At 66.5% G+C, this 17236-nt stretch carries 12 protein-coding genes and 2 pseudogenes; 7 read left to right on the top strand and 7 right to left on the bottom strand.

Annotation, left to right across the window (positions count from 1 at the left end):
* Nucleotides 1-69: 69 nt before the first annotated feature.
* The 7 genes and pseudogenes from ABD297_RS01380 to ABD297_RS01350 form a co-directional block, all read right to left on the bottom strand.
* Nucleotides 70-984 (bottom strand): ABC transporter permease, encoded by a 915-nt coding sequence (locus ABD297_RS01380; RefSeq protein ID WP_344252327.1) that lies wholly within the window; start codon nucleotides 982-984, stop codon nucleotides 70-72.
* On the bottom strand, nucleotides 981-1925 hold the full coding sequence (locus tag ABD297_RS01375; protein ID WP_344252326.1) for an ABC transporter permease: 945 nt from the start codon (nucleotides 1923-1925) through the stop codon (nucleotides 981-983). Before ABD297_RS01375 ends, ABD297_RS01380 begins: the two co-directional genes overlap by 4 nt.
* 20 nt (nucleotides 1926-1945) lie before the next feature.
* A complete protein-coding gene (locus ABD297_RS01370; protein ID WP_344252325.1) occupies nucleotides 1946-3493 on the bottom strand; it encodes an ABC transporter substrate-binding protein in 1548 nt (515 codons plus the stop codon).
* 79 nt (nucleotides 3494-3572) lie between these two features.
* Entirely contained in the window at nucleotides 3573-4139 is a 567-nt protein-coding gene (locus ABD297_RS01365) for a helix-turn-helix domain-containing protein (RefSeq protein WP_344252324.1), read from the bottom strand.
* Nucleotides 4140-4326: 187 nt separating this feature from the next.
* The gene (locus ABD297_RS01360; RefSeq protein WP_425581119.1) at nucleotides 4327-5676 is read right to left on the bottom strand and encodes an IS30 family transposase; all 1350 of its coding nucleotides are present in this window, start codon (nucleotides 5674-5676) and stop codon (nucleotides 4327-4329) included.
* A 134-nt stretch (nucleotides 5677-5810) separates the two neighbouring features.
* Nucleotides 5811-6744: pseudogene (locus ABD297_RS01355) on the bottom strand (IS3 family transposase); the annotation flags it as partial.
* 732 nt (nucleotides 6745-7476) lie between these two features.
* Nucleotides 7477-7647, bottom strand: a complete 171-nt coding sequence (locus tag ABD297_RS01350; RefSeq protein ID WP_344252322.1) for a hypothetical protein — start codon at nucleotides 7645-7647, stop codon at nucleotides 7477-7479.
* A 27-nt stretch (nucleotides 7648-7674) separates the two neighbouring features.
* Between ABD297_RS01350 and ABD297_RS01345 the strand changes: the two are divergent.
* The 7 genes and pseudogenes from ABD297_RS01345 to ABD297_RS01315 form a co-directional block, all read left to right on the top strand.
* Nucleotides 7675-8174 (top strand): annotated as a pseudogene (locus ABD297_RS01345) (IS3-like element IS987 family transposase); the annotation flags it as partial.
* A 334-nt stretch (nucleotides 8175-8508) separates the two neighbouring features.
* Complete coding sequence (locus ABD297_RS01340) at nucleotides 8509-9666, top strand: acyl-CoA dehydrogenase family protein (protein WP_344252321.1); 1158 nt, start codon at nucleotides 8509-8511, stop codon at nucleotides 9664-9666.
* Nucleotides 9667-9689: 23 nt separating this feature from the next.
* Nucleotides 9690-11360: an AMP-binding protein gene (locus ABD297_RS01335; protein ID WP_344252320.1), complete on the top strand. Its 1671-nt coding sequence runs from the start codon at nucleotides 9690-9692 to the stop codon at nucleotides 11358-11360.
* A gap of 3 nt (nucleotides 11361-11363) precedes the next feature.
* A complete protein-coding gene (locus ABD297_RS01330; protein WP_344252319.1) occupies nucleotides 11364-12962 on the top strand; it encodes an acyl-CoA carboxylase subunit beta in 1599 nt (532 codons plus the stop codon).
* A gap of 7 nt (nucleotides 12963-12969) precedes the next feature.
* Complete coding sequence (locus tag ABD297_RS01325) at nucleotides 12970-14988, top strand: ATP-binding protein (RefSeq protein WP_344252318.1); 2019 nt, start codon at nucleotides 12970-12972, stop codon at nucleotides 14986-14988.
* 50 nt (nucleotides 14989-15038) lie between these two features.
* Nucleotides 15039-15878: an SDR family oxidoreductase gene (locus ABD297_RS01320; protein ID WP_344252317.1), complete on the top strand. Its 840-nt coding sequence runs from the start codon at nucleotides 15039-15041 to the stop codon at nucleotides 15876-15878.
* Complete coding sequence (locus ABD297_RS01315; protein ID WP_344252316.1) at nucleotides 15875-17236, top strand: acyclic terpene utilization AtuA family protein; 1362 nt, start codon at nucleotides 15875-15877, stop codon at nucleotides 17234-17236. Before ABD297_RS01320 ends, ABD297_RS01315 begins: the two co-directional genes overlap by 4 nt.

Genomic DNA, 17236 nt, shown 5'->3' with positions numbered 1-17236 from the left:
CTTGCGCGACTCCATGCCGGGTATGGAAGGTCACACCCAGTTCCTCGAGGGCCAGCACGGTTTCGCCACTCACGGCGCACTCCGACGCGACTCGGTAAGGCTCAGTTGACGGGGATCGAGGACGTCGCGTAGCCCATCGCCGACGAGGTTGAAGGCCAAAACAGTGAGGAAGATCGCCGCTCCAGGGAACACCCCGAGCCACCACGCGTCGGGGATGTAGGCGCGTCCATCGAACAGCATGCGGCCCCAAGATGGCGCGGGCGGCTGCACGCCGAGGCCGAGGAAGGACAGCGCCGCTTCGGAAAGAATTGCGAACGCTAGGGATAGTGACGTCTGCACGATCAGCGGCGCAGCCACGTTGGGCAAGATATGGCGCCGCATGATCCGCAGGTCTGAGGAGCCGATGGACAGAGCCGCTCGGACGAATACCTGTTCACGTACTAGCAGCACGCTGGCGCGGGTGACTCGCGCGAAGATCGGCGCATACACGACGCCGATCGCCACCATGGCGGTGCCTAGACCAGGGCCGAGCACGGCGACGATCGCGACCGCCAGCAGGAGCACTGGGAAGGCGAACAGCACGTCCATGCACCGCATCAAGACGTTGTCGGTCCAGCCGCCGTAGTACCCGGCGATAAGCCCGATGGCGACGCCGATGACCATGGCCATCCCTACGCTGACGAGGCCGACCTCGAGGGAGACACGTGCCGCGACGAGCACTCGACTGAAGACGTCGCGTCCGAGGTCGTCGGTGCCGAACCAGTGGGCTCCGCTCGGCGGCTGGAGCATGTCGGCGACGTTCACATCGTTGACTCCAGCGGGTGCCAGCCACGGGCCGAAGACGCCAACCAAGACGAGGACCACAAGCACTACCGTCCCCGAGACGGCCAGAGGGTCGCGGCGGAGCGCGTCCAAGAGCCGGCGCCACGTCACATCTGGGCCTACGCCGGGCTGCGTGGTGTCGTGCAGATCCGTAACGCTCATCGGATTGAGATCCTCGGGTCAAGGCGTGCGTAGAGAAGGTCGACCAGCAGATTCACGAGCAGGAACAGAGCTGCGACGAAGAGCACTGCGCCCTGCAGGATGGGGTAGTCCCGCGCTTCAACCGCGTCGTACGTCAGTCGGCCCAGCCCCGGCCAGGCAAACAGGACCTCGACGACGATTACCCCACCAAGCAAACTCGCCAGTTGGACAGCTATCACCGTGACCACTGGGATCATCGCGTTGCGCAACACGTGCCGAGTCACGATCACGCGGCGGCGCAGTCCCTTTCCTTCCGCGGTACGGATGTAGTCCTCGGCCAGCACCTCGAGGACTGCGGAGCGAATGAATCGCGTGAGGATGGAGGCCGTGACCAGTCCGACCGTGGCGGCGGGCAAGATGACGTGCGTAGCCCAACCGGCCGGGTCCTCAGTGAGCGAGACGTAGCCGGCTGGGGGCAGCCACCCGAGCACCCCGGTGAAGAGCAGGATGCCCATGATGCCCATCCAGAAGTCGGGCACCGAGACGCCGAACTGGCTGAAGACTCGCGCAGCGTGGTCCACGATCGACCCGCGGCGGATTCCAGACAACACACCGAGCGGAAAGGCGACCAGCATTGCGAGCGCGAGTGCCGTCACTGCCAACGAAAGGGTGGCCGGAAGGCGGTCCAGCACCGTCGTGGTGACCGGTTGCCCAGTTCGAAAGCTCACCCCCAGGTCGCCGGTCACTGCGTGACTCAGGTACTGCACGTACTGGACCACGAGAGGCTGGTCGAGTCCGGACCTGGCCCGCAGTGCCTCGTACGTCGCTTGGTCATACCGCGTGCCGAGCGCGAGCCTGACGGGGTCGCCCGGGACGAGTTGAAGGAGCAGGAAGACAACCACCGTGACACCGAACAGGACTATGGCGGACTGCAGCAGTCGCTGAAGGATGTAGCGCAGCATGCCGGACCCCCCTGCACGACTCACTGAGTCAGGCTGGTCTGGCCAAACCGTATGGCTCGGTCAGACCGGACCTGATAGCCGGACACCTTCTTGGACCAGCCCTGCACGACATCGGGGTTGTAGAGATAGATGTAGCTCGCATCATCGACAATCATCTTCGCCGCCTGGTCGTACTCCTGCTTGCGGGCCTTCTGGTCGGTCTCCGTACGGGCTTGGTCCAGAAGCTTGTCCACGCTCGGGTTGCTGTACTTCTGGAAGTTGAAGTTGGCACCGGAGTGATGCTGTGCGTAGTAGAACTCGTCCGGATCGAGATTGCCGAGCCAGCCGAGCATGAACGAGTCGAAGTTGCCCTTGCCCTCCTCATCGAGCCATTGGGCGAAGTCCAAGGTGCGAATCTTGACGTTGATACCGATCGCACCCAGCTCTGAGGCGATCACCTGGGCGGCGCGCACCGTCTCGGGGTACTGGCTGGTGACCATGAGATCCATGGAGGCGTTTTTGACGCCAGCTTGGCCCATGAGCTGTTGGGCCTTGGCCGGGTCATGCGTGTACGGGGCATACTCGAAGTACCACTGGCTGCCCTTGGGAATGGCCGTCTGGTTGACCGTGGCGTTACCGAATGTGGCTGCCTTGGTGATGGCTTCTCGATCCAGCGCGAAAGCCACCGCGCGGCGGACCTGCGGGTTGTCAAAGGGTTTGTGCGTCTCGTTGAGGGCCATGTACCAGTAGTCCGTCGATGGTGCCGACTGGACGCTGATGTCCGAGTTGTTCTTCAGAGACGCGACCTGCTGGGGAGGCAAGTTGTCGGTCCACTGCACCTGTCCACTCTGCAGATCCTGTAGTGCCACGGTCGGATCCTTGACGAAGGTGTAAGTGACGCCCGCAAGCTTGGGCTTGGGGCCCCAGTAGTGCGGATTGGGGACCAGCTCGATCTTGTCGCCGGACACGTAGCTCTTGACCATGAACGGCCCGCTGCCGACCGGGGCCGTCTTGATCTTGCCCGAGTCCACGTTGGACTGCTCTACGATGCCGACGCCCTTGAATCCGCCTACGTTGGCCAACATGTTCGGAGTCGGTGCGCTCAGGGTGAACACCACGGTGGCCGGATCCGGCGCGGTGATCGACTTTACCGTCGTGAACTTGTAGGACGAGTTCAGCTTGTCCTTGATGATCCGCTCGAACGAATACACCACGTCCTTGGAGGTGAGGGGCGATCCGTCGGAGAAGCTCAGCCCCTTGCCCAGATGGAACGTCCAGGTGAGTTGGTCCTTGCTTGTGTCCCACGACGTGGCCAGCGCGGGCTGCATGTTCAGATTGGCATCGGGCTGAACCAAGGTGTCGTAGACATTCTCGAGCACCTCGAAGCTGTAGTACGCCGACGTCTTCTGCGGGTCCAGCTGGTCGGGCTCGCCGCCGATCGCAGCCTGCAGCACCCCTCCTGACGTCGAGCCGCCATTGGAGGACCCCGCACCTCCGACGTTGACGCCGGAGCCACCCGAACAGCCACTGGCTACCGCCAGAGTCAGGACTACCCCGGCCGCCGACACCAGCCTGATGGAACGACTCATGGTGGACCTTCCCGCTTCATTAGATTGAAAGAGACTTCAATGTAATGTACTGACGGGTGGTGTCAACCCCCATGCTCACTCAGAATGAGGGAGGTGTAACCGCTCCCAGGATCAGCGCAGTGCCTTCGGTGCCGTTGCGGTACCAATGGGGCTGGCTGGCGTCGTAGGTGATCGAGTCGCCCTCTCTGAGCTCGTATTGCTCTGTGCCGATCACTACCTCGAGGCAGCCGGACAGCAAGTGAACGCACTCCTCCCCCTCATGCATGAACGGCTTCGACTCGTTGGACCACCCCGGTGGTATCCGCGTACGCAGGACTTCCAACTTGCCCTGCAATGAGGGCGTGAGCAGTTCGTACACGAGATCCGTGTCGGGGAGGTGAAGCCGCTTACGTTCGTCGGCGCGTACGACCATCCCAGCACTCGGGGGCCCTTGGACGAAGTGCGCCACCGGCAGTCCTAGCGCCTCGGCAAGGCGCCTCAGAGTCAGGAAGGCGGGGTTGCCCTGGCCTCGTTCTAGCTGGCTGATGGAGCCCGTGCTCACACCGGAAGCATGCCCCAGCGACTCCACTGTGAGACCTCGCTCCACGCGGGCGCGGCGCACAGCGTCCCCTAGCGCCCGAAGGTCGAAGTCTCGGCCTTCAGCCACGTTGAGCCCCCCTGCAGCATCGATTCATGAAAATGAACCGTAGTCACTTTCTTGAAGAAGTGCACGTTGCCGGCTGTGTAACCGCGCTACCCAAGCCCATCAGTCAGGTCCTTCGGCTGCGCACTGCCGCGGACGCGTTCCAGGCGCCCAACGTGCAGGCCGCGAGACCCGAGAGCACGCGGCGAGTTCAACCGGTCGTTGCAACACCGGCCTGTTGTAGCGAGCGTAGTTGTTCCTCGAACACCTCGGCTGGCGTCTTCCAGCCGAGGATCTTGCGGGGTCGGTTGTTGACCGCGAGGGCGACTGCTTCGAGGTCCCCGGCGGACCACCGGGACAGGTCGGTGCCCTCCGGGAAGTACTGGCGCAGAATGCCGTTCGTGTTCTCGTTCGTGGGCCGCTGCCAGGGTGAGTGCGGATCGGCGAAGAACACTCGCGTCCCGGTTTCGAGGGCGAACTGGGCATGAGCGGACAGCTCCTTGCCGCGGTCCCAGGTGAGGGTCTTGCGCAGCTGCTCGGGAAGCCTGCTCATGGATGTCGTCAGGGCTGTGTTCATCGCGACTGCGCCGTAGCCACCGAGCGAGGGACCGTTCTTCACGTATGGTCCCTCGCCCCAGCCCTCCAGCCGCGGCAGGTGCACCAGGATCGTGGATCTGCTGCTGCGCTCGACGAGAGTGCCGATCGCGGAGCGTCCTGTTCCGATGATCAGATCACCTTCCCAGTGCCCTGGGACCGCCCGATCCGCGGCCTCCGCTGGACGTTCGCTGAGGACGACGTCTGCGGTGACATGCCCTTGCGGCTTGTTCTGCGACCGTGCCCGAGGCTCTCGTAGTGCCCGGCCGGTTCGCAGACACGCGACGAGCTCGCGTTTGAGCGCGCCACGCCCCTCGATGAACAGCGACTGGTAGATCGCCTCGTGGCTGATGCGCATGGACTCATCATCCGGGAACTCGACCGGCAACCTCGCCGAGATCTGCTCCGGGCTCCACGCCATCGCCCACCGCCGGTCCGCCCGGTGCGGCTTGTTCAGGCCCTTCCACGCCGGCGGCTCGGGGCCGGTGACGATCGTCCCGTCGGGTCGGCAGAGACTCCCGGCGAGTCGTTCCTGGACGTACTCCCGCAGCAGGTCGTTGCCGACGAGCTTCGCAGTCTTGGGCCGCTTCGCCGCCTGCTGCGCCTTCCACTGCGCCACCACAGCCCGGTAGACCGGCTTGCCGCCGCGCGTTGCCGCGTTCCGGCGCAGCTCGCGAGAAACCGTCCCCGGATCGCGCCCGATCCTGCGGGCGATCTCTCGCACCCCGAGCTGCTGAGCGCGCAGCAGCGCGATCTCCTCACGCTCCAGGAACGACAGGTAGCGGCCCGTGGGGTCCTGCAGGCTGATCGGCGGCATGCCGCCAGCGTGGCGGAACCATCGAGACCCGACCGGCCACGACACCCCCACCGCTTGCGCGGCCTCGAGCGTCGTCACCCCCGCGGCGATGCGCCGCCAAAAGTCCCGCTGCACCGCACGTGAGGGCTCAGGCCGGCCCGGTGAACGCATCGGAGGTCGCAACGCCCGATCCGCTGCCCACTGGCGCCGCACACCCGGAGCAGGCTCCGCTGCCTGCTTCTTGGCTCGTCCCATCGCGCACCTCCGTGATCGAGGTGTTGCGACGACCAGTTGAATCCGCCCGTCGAGCCGCTGTCGGCGTGGAAGATCGCGCCACGCAGTGATTCTCGGTCCGCGAGGGCCGCCTTGAGGGCGCTTTCCACCAGCTCGGTGCGCATGTCGTCCGCGACCGCCCAGCCGGCGAGCTTGCGGGAGCAGCAGTCGATGACGGTGGCCAGGTAGAGGTTGCTGCCGTCGGCCGGGGGCGGGTAGGTGATGTCGCCGACGTATTTCGTGTTCGGCGCCTGGGCGGTGAAGTCACGCTTGAGCAAGTCCGGCACCTTCTGGTCGGAGGGCTCGGGGATGGTGGTCCGCACTCGGCGACGCAGCCGAATCCCGGCGATGCCGTGCTCGGCCATCACCCGGGCGACCCGCTTGTGGTTGACCCGTTCCTGAGCCCGGACGTCGTCGTTTAGCTCGCGGTGATCCTGGGGGCGCCGTACGCTTTGTCGGTCTGGTGCACGACCCGGATCCGCTGGGCCAACCGCTCGTCCCGGGCGGCCCGCTCCGCCCGGACGGGCGCGGCGGCGTCCCAGGCGTAGAACGAGGACCGGTCGACCTGCATGACCTCACACAGCCGCTTCACCTCGAAGGTGTCTTGGTGGTCGGCGACGAACTGGAAGCGGCTCACCGGTTCGTCTCCCCAACGAGATACTTGGCCGCCCGGCGAAGAATCGACTTCTCGGTCTCAATCTGCGCCTTCTCCGCCCGCGGCCGAGCGTTCTCGGCCTCGAGCCGGGCGACCTTCTTCGCCGGCGTCTCCGGCCGGCCTGACGGCATCCCGGGCGGGTTGATCGGGGCAGTCGTCGAACCCGTGCCGAACGTCTTGACCCAGTCCGCCAACGTGCCCCGGGCGATCCCAAGGTCGTCGGCGATGCCCCTGCACGTGGCACCCGGGGTGGACTCGTACAGATCAACGGCCTGCCGACGGAACTCGTCGGTGTAGTTCTTCCTGGCCATGAACAGGATGTTCTCGCTTCCCCAGCACGATGCTGGATTCAGCGTGGCCAAGATCAGGGGTCAAGGCCCCCACGTGCTGGCCGCCAAAAGTGGACATGGCGCCGGGTGGTCCAGACCTTGTGGTCACGGCCGCGCGACACAGTGAGCGCCCCGTCATCTACCCAATAGCCGTCGGGCTCACCGCCAGGCTCCGTAGAGGTGTGCTGGACTGGAACGCTGGGAATCGAGGCCAAATAGTCCTCGATAGCGACGATGCCCTGGGACACGTCCCTGCGAAGGGCCGCTTCCGTTCCGATCCCGAGGATGGGGGGTGGATTGGTGGACACCCACTCCGCGTGGATTCGTAGGTCGCCGTACAAGGTGGCGCCCCAGGCAACCGAGGCGTTCACGAGGCTCCATCGCACGCATGCCGTCACCTGACGCAGGCCCTGCGCCGCCTGCCGCCGCGCTACGTTGCGTTCCATACCTGCTTCCAACGGATCCACCGCGGTGCAGGGCCGTCAGCCGTTGGGGCCTCCCAGTTGGCAGGCTACGCCGGTGTAGCTGGCTGCGGTACCGGGCGCCTTGGCCCGCACGGCACACCGCTCACGATGACCCCCTGACAAGCAGAATCATCTCGGTGTCGCCCCTGGAGGCCGACCCAACCATTGCGGCACGGACACCCTTGAGGTCCTGCGCGTTCTCACGCGCGGGCACCGACGTCGGCGAGCGCCTTGTGGTTCAGCAGTCTCGCTAGGTGCCGGCGCCGATCGAGTCCGGCTCTGCGGTGCCCGGCGCCGACCCGGCGGTCAGTTCTCGGCTGGTGTCGGTGCCGCTGTGGGTGCGGCCGCGCAGCGGGACCTCCTTGAGCAGCCAGGTGAGCACGAACGCCGCGATCATGATCGGCACGGCGTACTGGAACACGGTAGTCAGCGCGGTGGCACGGTGCGGATGTTCGAGGAGATCCGCGGCGACCACGGCACGGACTGGGAGCCGATGACGAAGGTCGCCCAGCTGCTCGGGGTCAGCACCGCAGAGACCGTCCGCAAGTGGGTGCGTCGGGCCCAGGTCGACGAAGGCGCCCGTCCGGGCGTGACGAGCGAGGAGTCGGCCGAGGTCAAACGGTTGAAACGAGAGAACGCCGAGCTGCGCCGCGCGAACTCGATCCTGAAGGCCGCAGCGGCCTTCTTCCGAGCCGAGCTCGACCGGCCCTCCCGCTGATCGTGGAGTTCATCCGCGAGCACGCCGACCGCCGTGAGGACGAGAACAACGGTGGCCTGCGTTGGGGTGTCGAGCCGATCTGCACCGTGCTGAGCGAGCACGGGCTGCCGATCGCCCCGTCGACGTACTACGCGGACGTCAACCGGCCCGCGACTTCTCGTGAGCACCGGGACGCGCTGCTGGCCACCGAGGTCCGCCGGGTCCACGCCAGCAACTACGGGGTGTACGGGGGCGGTCCAGGATGCGGGCCAGGCGGTCGCCTCGTCTCAAAACTGACCGAGTTGCAGGCACCACCAGAGCCTGCCGATCAGCTTGTTCGCGAGGCCTCGGGTCGCGGGAGCGCGGGGGCGGGGTCGAGGGCGCCCAGACCGTCCGGGTCGCTGCGGGTGAGCCAGTGGGCGGAATACAACTCGCACCGTGGGTGAGGGTGCATGACCTGGCCTCCAGTTCCAAATATTGAACTGCTTGCCAATATACCGATCTAGTTGTAACGTCCGCTGCCTAACCTTCGTGAGTTCACAGCAGCTCCGCAGGTCCCGAAGCTCTCAGACAAGGAAGCACGTCGTGTCGTTACTGGAATCTGACGAACAGCAAGCGATCCGGGAATCAGTTAGGGCCATTGCTCGGCCTTATGGCCATGACTGGTACGTCGAGCGCGCTCGAAAGGGGCAGAAGGTCGACGAGCTCTGGAAGGCCATTGGCGCCGCAGGTTTTGTCGGAGTCAACCTCCCGGAGGAGTACGGCGGCGGGGGAATGGGCATCGAGGAGCTCGCGATCGTCGCCGAGGAACTGGCGGCCCTGGGGTCGCCGCTGTTGATGATGATCGTGTCTCCAGCCATCTGCGGATCGGTGATCGCTCGGTTCGGTTCGACCGACCAGAAGGAGCGCTGGCTGCCGGGTCTGGCCACTGGCGAGATCAAGATGGCCTTCGCGATCACCGAGCCCGACGCGGGGTCGAACACCCACCTGATCTCCACGGCTGCCCGGCGAGACGGCGACGAGTGGGTGCTGAACGGGAAGAAGTACTACTGCTCGGGCGTCGACGAGGCTGATGCGGTGCTCGTGGTGACGAGGACGTCGATGGACGACTCCACCGGCCGCGCGCGGCTCTCGCTGTTCATCGTCCCCACGGACAGCCCGGGGCTGAGCATGACGGTCATCCCTGTCGAGGTGGTGGCCCCCGAGAAGCAGTTCACGTTGTACTTCGACGACCTCCGCCTCGGCGAGGACGCCCTGCTGGGCGAGGTGGACAACGGCCTGCGCCAGATCTTCTTCGGCCTCAACCCCGAACGGATCATGAGCGCCGCCACGTCAAACGGTATCGGGCGGTTCGCTCTCGAGCGCGGCGCGCGCTACGCCCGCGAGCGTTCGGTGTGGGGTGGCACGCCCATTGGCGCCCACCAGGGCATCAGCCACCCGCTGGCCGAGGCTCACATGCACGTTGAGCTGGCACGACTGATGACCCGCCAGGCGGCCTGGCTCTACGACCATCAGCACCCCGCCGGCGAGGCGTCGAACATTGCCAAGTTCGCGGCCGCCGACGCTGCGATCGAGGCACTGGACCGGGCCATCCAGACCCACGGCGGCAATGGCATGGCGACCGAGTACGGGCTTGCCGATGCCTGGGGCTTCGCTCGTGTTCTCAAGATCGCGCCCGTCTCTCGCGAGATGGTGCTCAACTTCATCGCCCAGCATTCGCTTGGGCTGCCACGCAGCTACTGAGACAGTCCGAAAGGGGAGCCCGGATGAGGCCGTACGCGGATGCGCTGACCGCGCGGTACCACGAGGCAGGGGTGTGGCAGGACCGCACCTGGAGTTCCTACGTCGCGGAGCACGCCGCGAACCGTGGCGACCGGGAAGCGATCGTCGACCAACCGGACAAGCAGCAACTCATGGGCCGTGCGCCGATGCGACTGACGTGGGCTGAGGTCAAGCGCCACGTGGACGCGCTGGCGCTGGGCCTTCTCGACGCGGGCGTGGAGCAGGGTGACGTGGTCTTCGTCCAACTGCCCAACAGCGTGGAGTTCGTGCTCGCCCACCTCGCCCTGGACCGGATCGGCGCCGTGGGCACCTTTGCGCCGATGCGGCAGCGTTCCTCGGAGATCACCTACGCCATCACCAAGACGAAGGCCACTACGGCCATCTGCATGGGTGAGTTCAAGGGCGAGGACTTCCTCGCCATGGTCCACGGCGCCAAAGACGTCGAGGGCTCGTTGCTGAAGACCGTCGTCGCCCTCGGCGCCGAGGGTCGTCCCGAGGCGGACTTCGCGCTCGAGCCGATGCTCCACGGGGACCCGGGCGACACAGCGGTGCTGGACGCGCTCGAGGTGTCGGCCGACGAGGCGCTGACCCTCTGCTTGACGACCGGGACGGAGAGTAATCCGAAGGTCGTGCCCCGTACGCCCAACTCCTGGATGGTGACGGTTCGGGCGATTCTGCGCGCCTCGGGACACGGCGCCGACTCGGTCTTCTCCGGTCCCTTCCCCTACGCCAACATGGGCGGTTTGGGCGTTGAGATGTACCCGTGGATCATGGCGGGCGGCAAATTCGTTACCCACGAGCCCTTCGACGTCGACGTGTTCCTGCAGCAGATCACGACCGAACGGGTCAACTACATCATCGCCGTCCCGGCGATCTACTTCGCAATCCTGAACCACCCCGAGCTCGACGAGAAGTACGACATCTCGTCCCTCAACGTGGTCGGCTGTGGCGGTGAGGCCCCCCCGCACACGATCATCGAGATGCTGGACGAACGCGGCATCACGGTCATCAACGAATTCGGCGCCACCGAGGGGTGGTTCTTCTTCACCCTGCCCGGTCAGCCCCTAGAGGAGCGCAAGGACTTGTTCAGGGTCGACCAGCTCGAGGAGTTTCTCCCGATGACCCAGTTCCGGGCGCTCGACCCGCTGACCGGGGAGAGCGCGGGCCCCGGTCAGCCGGGCGAGCTCGCGGTCCGCGGACCGTCGGTGTTCGCCGGCTACCTGGACGCCGACGAGATCAACGAACGCTCCTTCACCTCCGACGGGTTGTTCTGCACCGGCGACCTCGTGACCATCGGCGCCGACCGGAGCCTGCGGTATGTGGGACGGCTCAAGGACATGATCATTCGCAGCGGGCAGAACATCAGTCCGGCAGAGGTGGAGTTGATCATCCAGCGGCACCCCAGCGTCTACGAGGTCTCCATCATCGGGCTTCCTCACCCGGTTCGCGGCCAGGAGGTGTGCGCGGTGGCCTCGATGAAGAGCGGCGCCACGCTGTCCCTGGACGACCTCCAGCAGTTCATGCGGGATCAGGGGATCGCCCGGTACAAGATTCCCGAAGTGCTGGAGATCGTCGACGAGCTTCCCAAGGGCCCCAGCGGAAAGATCCTCAAACGGTCGTTGCGTGACCGCTACGACACGCGAGAGATCGGGTAGCTGATGCCGGTACTCATCCCTCAGGTGGACAAGAAATCCGAGGAGTTCGTGCGGAACAAGTCGAGCCTCCTCGATCGGATCGCCCTGCTGGACGAGCAGCTGACTGCGGCGCGTGCCGGCGGTGGCGACAAGTACGTCGAACGGCACCGGTCCCGCGACAAGTTGCTGGTGCGTGAGCGGATCGATCTTCTCCTGGACCGTGGCTCGCCGTTCCTGGAGCTCTCCGCGCTGGCGGGCTGGGGGAGCGAGTTCACCGTCGGCGCCAGCGTCGTCACGGGCATCGGGGTCGTCTCGGGCGTCGAGTGCGTGATCGTCGGAAATGACCCGACGGTTCGTGGGGGGGCGTCGAACCCGTTCACCTGGAAGAAGATCATCCGTGCCCTCGAGATCGCCCGGCACAACCGGCTGCCGGTGATCAATCTGGTGGAGTCCGGCGGCGCCGACCTGCCCACCCAGGTCGAGGCCTTCGTGCCGGGTGGAGCACTGTTCCGCGACCTGACGCGCCTGTCGGCCGCTGGGGTCCCGACCGTCGCCATCGTCTTCGGCAACTCCACCGCCGGCGGCGCGTACGTCCCGGGCATGTGCGACTACTCGATCATGGTCAAGGAGCGCGCCAAGGTGTTCCTCGGCGGCCCCCCGCTGGTGCGGATGGCGACCGGTGAGGTCTCGACGGACGAGGAGCTAGGCGGCGCCGAGATGCACTCCCGGACCTCGGGCCTCTCGGACTATCTCGCCGTCGACGAACGGGACGCGATCCGTCTGGGGCGGCAGGTGATGGCCGACATCAACTGGCGCAAGCTGGGTCCGGGCCCCACCCGGCCGGCACGCGCGCCTCGCTGTGACCCGGAGGACATCCTGGGGGTCGTATCGAGCGACTTGCGGATTCCCTTCCGACCCCACGACGTACTTGCGCACGTCCTCGACGACTCCCGCTTCGACGAGTACAAGCCCACCTACGGCACCAGCCTCGTCACGGGCTGGGGTCACCTGCACGGATTCCCCGTGGGCATCCTGGCCAACGCCAACGGCGTCATCTTCCCGGAGGAGGCCGAGAAGGCCGCGGAGTTCATCCTCCTCGCCAACCAGGTCGATGTGCCGCTGCTGTTCATGCAGAACACAACCGGTTTCATCGTCGGCAAGGTCTACGAACAGGCCGGCATGATCAAGGACGGCGCCAAGATGATCAATGCCGTGGCGAACAGCCGCGTTCCGCACATCACGCTACTGATGGGCGCTTCCTACGGGGCCGGCAACTACGCCATGTCCGGACGGGCCTACGAGCCGCGCTTCGTGTTCGCCTGGCCGAACTCCAAGACCGCGGTGATGGGACCTCAACAGCTTGCCGGCGTCCTGTCCATCGTTGCCCAGCAAGCCGCTGCCGCGTCCGGGCGGGAGTTCGACGAGGCGGCTGACGCGGAGCGGCGCGCCACCGTCGAGCAGCAGATCGAGCGCGAGTCCGACTGCTTCTTCATGAGCGGGCGTGTCTACGACGACGGCGTGATCGACCCGCGGGACACGCGGACGGTGTTGGGGATCGCGCTCTCCGCCGCCCATTCCAACCAGATCGAGGGCACCCGTGGTTTCGGTGTCTTCAGGATGTAAGGCAGCCATGATGACGCAAGAGTTCCGGTCCGTCCTCGTCGCCAACCGGGGCGAGATCGCCCGCCGGGTCATGCGCTCCTGCCGCGAGGCAGGCCTGCGCACGGTGGCGGTCTTCTCCGATGCCGACGAGGGTGAACCGTTCGTCACCGAGGCCGATCAGGCGCTGCGCCTGCCGGGTGTGACGGCGACCGACACCTACCTGCGGGCCGACCTGATCATCGACGCGGCTCGGCGCACGGGGGCCGAGGCGATCCACCCGGGATACGGGTTCTTGTCCGAGAACGCCGCCTTCGCGCGGGCCACGCTCGACGCGGGCCTGGTGTTCATCGGTCCTCCGCCAGAGGCGATGGAGCTGATGGGCGACAAGCTCAGGAGCAAGAGCCGGATGCGGAAGCTGGGCGTGCCCGTCCTCCCCGCGATCGAGGTCACCCACCACGGGGCCGAGGAGCTGCGGGACGCTGCTACCGAAATCGGCCTGCCGCTCCTGGTTAAGGCTTCCGCTGGCGGTGGTGGTCGAGGCATGCGCATCGTGCGCGACCTGGAGCAGACCTGGGACGCGGTCTCGTCGGCGCGACGTGAGGCTCAGTCTGCCTTCGGCGATGAGACGGTCTTCCTGGAGCGCTACCTGGAGGCGCCGAGGCACATCGAGATCCAGGTCTTCGCCGATGACCACGATCACGTGGTGGCGCTGTTCGAGCGTGAGTGCTCGATCCAGCGCCGCCACCAAAAGATCGTCGAGGAGTGCCCGTCTTCGGCCGTCAACGACATCTTGCGCCAGCAGTTGAGCGAGGCCGCCGTCACCACGGCTCGGGCCGCGGACTACCGGGGAGCCGGCACGGTCGAGTTCGTGCTGGCCCAGGACGGGTCCTTCTACTTCTTGGAGATGAACACCCGGCTTCAGGTCGAGCACCCGGTGACCGAGGCCGTCACCGGTCTCGATCTCGTGCGCCTCCAACTGGACGTGGCACAGGGCCTCCCACTGCCGCGGGAGGCGCTGACTCCGACGATGAGCGGGCACGCCATCGAGGTCCGACTGTACGCGGAGGACCCCGCGAACGGGTTTCTGCCGACGGCTGGCCGGATCGACGAATTCTCGGTCGAGCCGGTTCCGGGCCTCCGGGTCGATGCTGGCGTCCGAGCTGGTTCGGTGGTCAGCACGTACTACGACTCGATGTTGGCGAAGGTGGTGGCGCACGCGACGGACCGCACGGCGGCAGCACGTGTGCTGGCCTCGTCGTTGCGGCGGATGCACGTCGACGGCGTGGTGACCAACCGGCAGCTGCTGGTCGACGTGTTGGAGCACCCCCGGTTCCTGGCCGGTGCGACGCCGACCTCCTTCCTCGACGACCACCCCGACCTGCTGGCCGCTCGAACGGTGGACGAGCGGCTGCGGCTGCACGCCCTGGTGGCGGCCCTCACTGGTTATGTGCGCGCCCCCGAGGAGCACTCGGCGCTGCCTGCGGTGCCGGCGGGCTGGCGCAACAACCCGCCCGTGCGCTCCCAGGACCGCGCTCTCGAGCGCGTGCAGTTCGCCGTGCAGGGCACGACAGTGGACCTCGGGTTCTCCATCGCCGGTCGCGAGGTGACGGCCGAGGTTGACGGTGAACGGGTCATCGCGGTCATCCGCCACCTGTCAACTGACGTCGCCGACCTGGAGGTCGCGGGGATCCGGCGGACCTACGCGGTGCTGGCCGTGGACGACGTGGTTCACGTCCACGACGCGGACGGCATGACCTCGCTCGGCAAGCTCTCGCGCTTCCCGGCACCCGATGGTGGGGGGCATGCCGGGTCCGCGACGGCACCGATGCCCGGCATGGTCCTCGACGTGCTGGTCAGCCAGGGGTGCGTCGTCTCGACCGGCGACCGCCTGGTCGTGCTCGAGGCCATGAAGATGGAGCACACCGTGAGAAGCCCCACTGACGGGACCGTCGCCGAGGTGCTGGTCGCCAGCGGCGACCAGGTGGAGGCGGGTGCGGTCTTGCTCGTGCTCGCCGACGACGCCGACACCGACGCGACACCAGCATGACCACGCGCACTAGCGCGAACAGGACTGATGAGAACTCCCAGGAGGAATACATGCCCCAACCACACGTGACCGGCCAGGACGGTCGAAAGGTCGCTCTGATTACCGGTTCATCGAGAGGACTGGGCCGAGCGATCGCCGAGCACCTCGCGCGGTCCGGTCACGACATCGTGGTGAACTACCGGCGCAACGCCGACCTGGCCCAGGAGTCCGTGCAGAGCCTCGAGCAGCTGGGCGCGCGCGCCACCGCGATCCAGGCCGACCTCGAGAGCACCGATGAGATCGACGCGATGTTCGCGGGCGTGCAGGCCCAGTACGGCCGGCTCGACGTCCTGGTCAACAACGCGGCGGCAACGGCGTTCAAGCCGCTGCTGGAGCTCAACGACACCAACGTGCAACGAACTCTCCGCCTGAGCGTCAACGGCTTCGTCCGCTGCGTCCAGCAGGCAGTGCCGCTCATGGACGGACGACCAGGACGGGTGGTCGCCATCAGCGGTGTCGACAGCAGCCACTACATGCCCGGGCACGGTCTGCTGGGTGCTGCGAAGGCTGCCGTGGAGAGCCTGGTGCGCGCCTTCGCGCTCGAGCTCGGTCCCCGAGGCATCACGGTCAACGGCGTGCGTCCGGGGGGTTTCGAGACCGACTCCTCCCGCATCTACGGCGGCTCACAGTACGAGTTCCTCCGCGAACGCTTCATCGCTCAGTCCGGGATCAAGGACTTCGGCACCGTGGACGACATGGCAGGGGCCGTGGACTACCTGGTCTCGCCTGCGGCGCGGTACGTCACCGGGCACGTGATCGTCGTCGACGGCGGCCTCACCGCGAACCTCGGCGAGCTCGATGCCATCAACGACGCCACCCGCGACCACCACATGGGAAGGGTCAACTCATGAAGACCGTGCGCATGGGAGCAGGATCCGGCTACTGGGGAGATCTGCTCGAACCCGCCATCGACCTCGCCAAGCGCGGGGAGCTGGACTACCTCGGCTTCGACTTCCTCGCCGAGCTGACCATGTCGTTGCTGCAGCGGGCGAAGCGCAGGGACCCCGACAAGGGCTACATCCCCGACGTGGTGCCGTGGATGCGTGCGCTGTTGCCCATCACCCACGGCAACGGCACCAAGATGGTCCTCAACGGCGGCGGTACGAACTGTGAGGCCGCGGCCGAGGCGGTCCTGCGCGTGGCGCGGGACGCAGACCTCACCCAACTGAGGGTCGCCGCGATCAGCGGTGACGACCTAACGTCGCGGATCGGGGAGTTCCGCCAGGCTGGGGTCTCCTTGGCCAACATGGAGACCGGGGAACGGTCCATCGACGAGATCGCCGACCGGATCGTGTCGGCGCACGCCTACATCGGGTCCGAGGGGATCGTCGAGGCTCTGGGCGGCGGTGCTGAGGTCGTTATCGGCGGCCGCCTCGCGGACAGCTCGGTCTATGTCGGCCCGCTGATGCACGAGTTCGGCTGGTCGTTCGAGGACGCGGACTGGAACCTACTCGGGGCGGCGATCACGGTGGCGCACGTGATCGAGTGCGCCGGGATCTGCTGCGGTGGAATGAGCTCGCAGTGGAAGAACGTTCCCGAGCCGTGGAACATGGGGTTCCCGATCGCGGACTTCCGACAGGACGGCACCGCCGAGATCTCCAAGTTGCCGGACACCGGTGGCCTGATCAACCAGTGGACGATCAAGGAGCACCTGCTCTACGAGACGCACAACCCCGCCGACTACCGGATGCCCGACGGCATCGCAGATCTGACCACCACCCGGCTGGAGGAGACGGGGCTGAATCGGGTGCGGCTGTGGGACATGAGCGGCCGGGAGCGACCGGACATGCTCAAGGTCCAGATCGGGTACACCGACGGCTGGATCGGCGAGGCGCGGGTTCTCCTGCCTTGGCCGGACACCATGGCCAAGGCCGACCGCTGCGAAGAGATCATCCGCAAGCGCCTGGACATCGTCGGGGTGACGCCTCGCGAGCTTCGCTTCGACCGGGTCGGCGTCGACGCGCTGGCCGGCCCGCTAGCGCGGCGCCCGCGGCGCGACCCCGAGGAGATCGAGCTGCGGGTGACCGCCCGCGTGGACAGCCGGGAGGAAGCCGCCATGGTGAACCGCGAGGTCACCCACGTCAGCACAATCGGTCCGGTCGGTACGGCCTTCGGCCCACCTGTGAAGCCGCGCGAGGTCATCGCCCTGTGGCCGACGCTGGTGCCACGCGACATGGTGCCGGTCAACGTGACGTTCGAGGAGATCTGA

The sequence above is a fragment of the Terrabacter carboxydivorans genome (assembly GCF_039532035.1).
Classification (GTDB): domain Bacteria; phylum Actinomycetota; class Actinomycetes; order Actinomycetales; family Dermatophilaceae; genus Terrabacter; species Terrabacter carboxydivorans.
The sequence above is the reverse complement of the archived record's forward strand: the minus strand, read 5'-3'. Positions and strand labels throughout refer to the sequence as shown.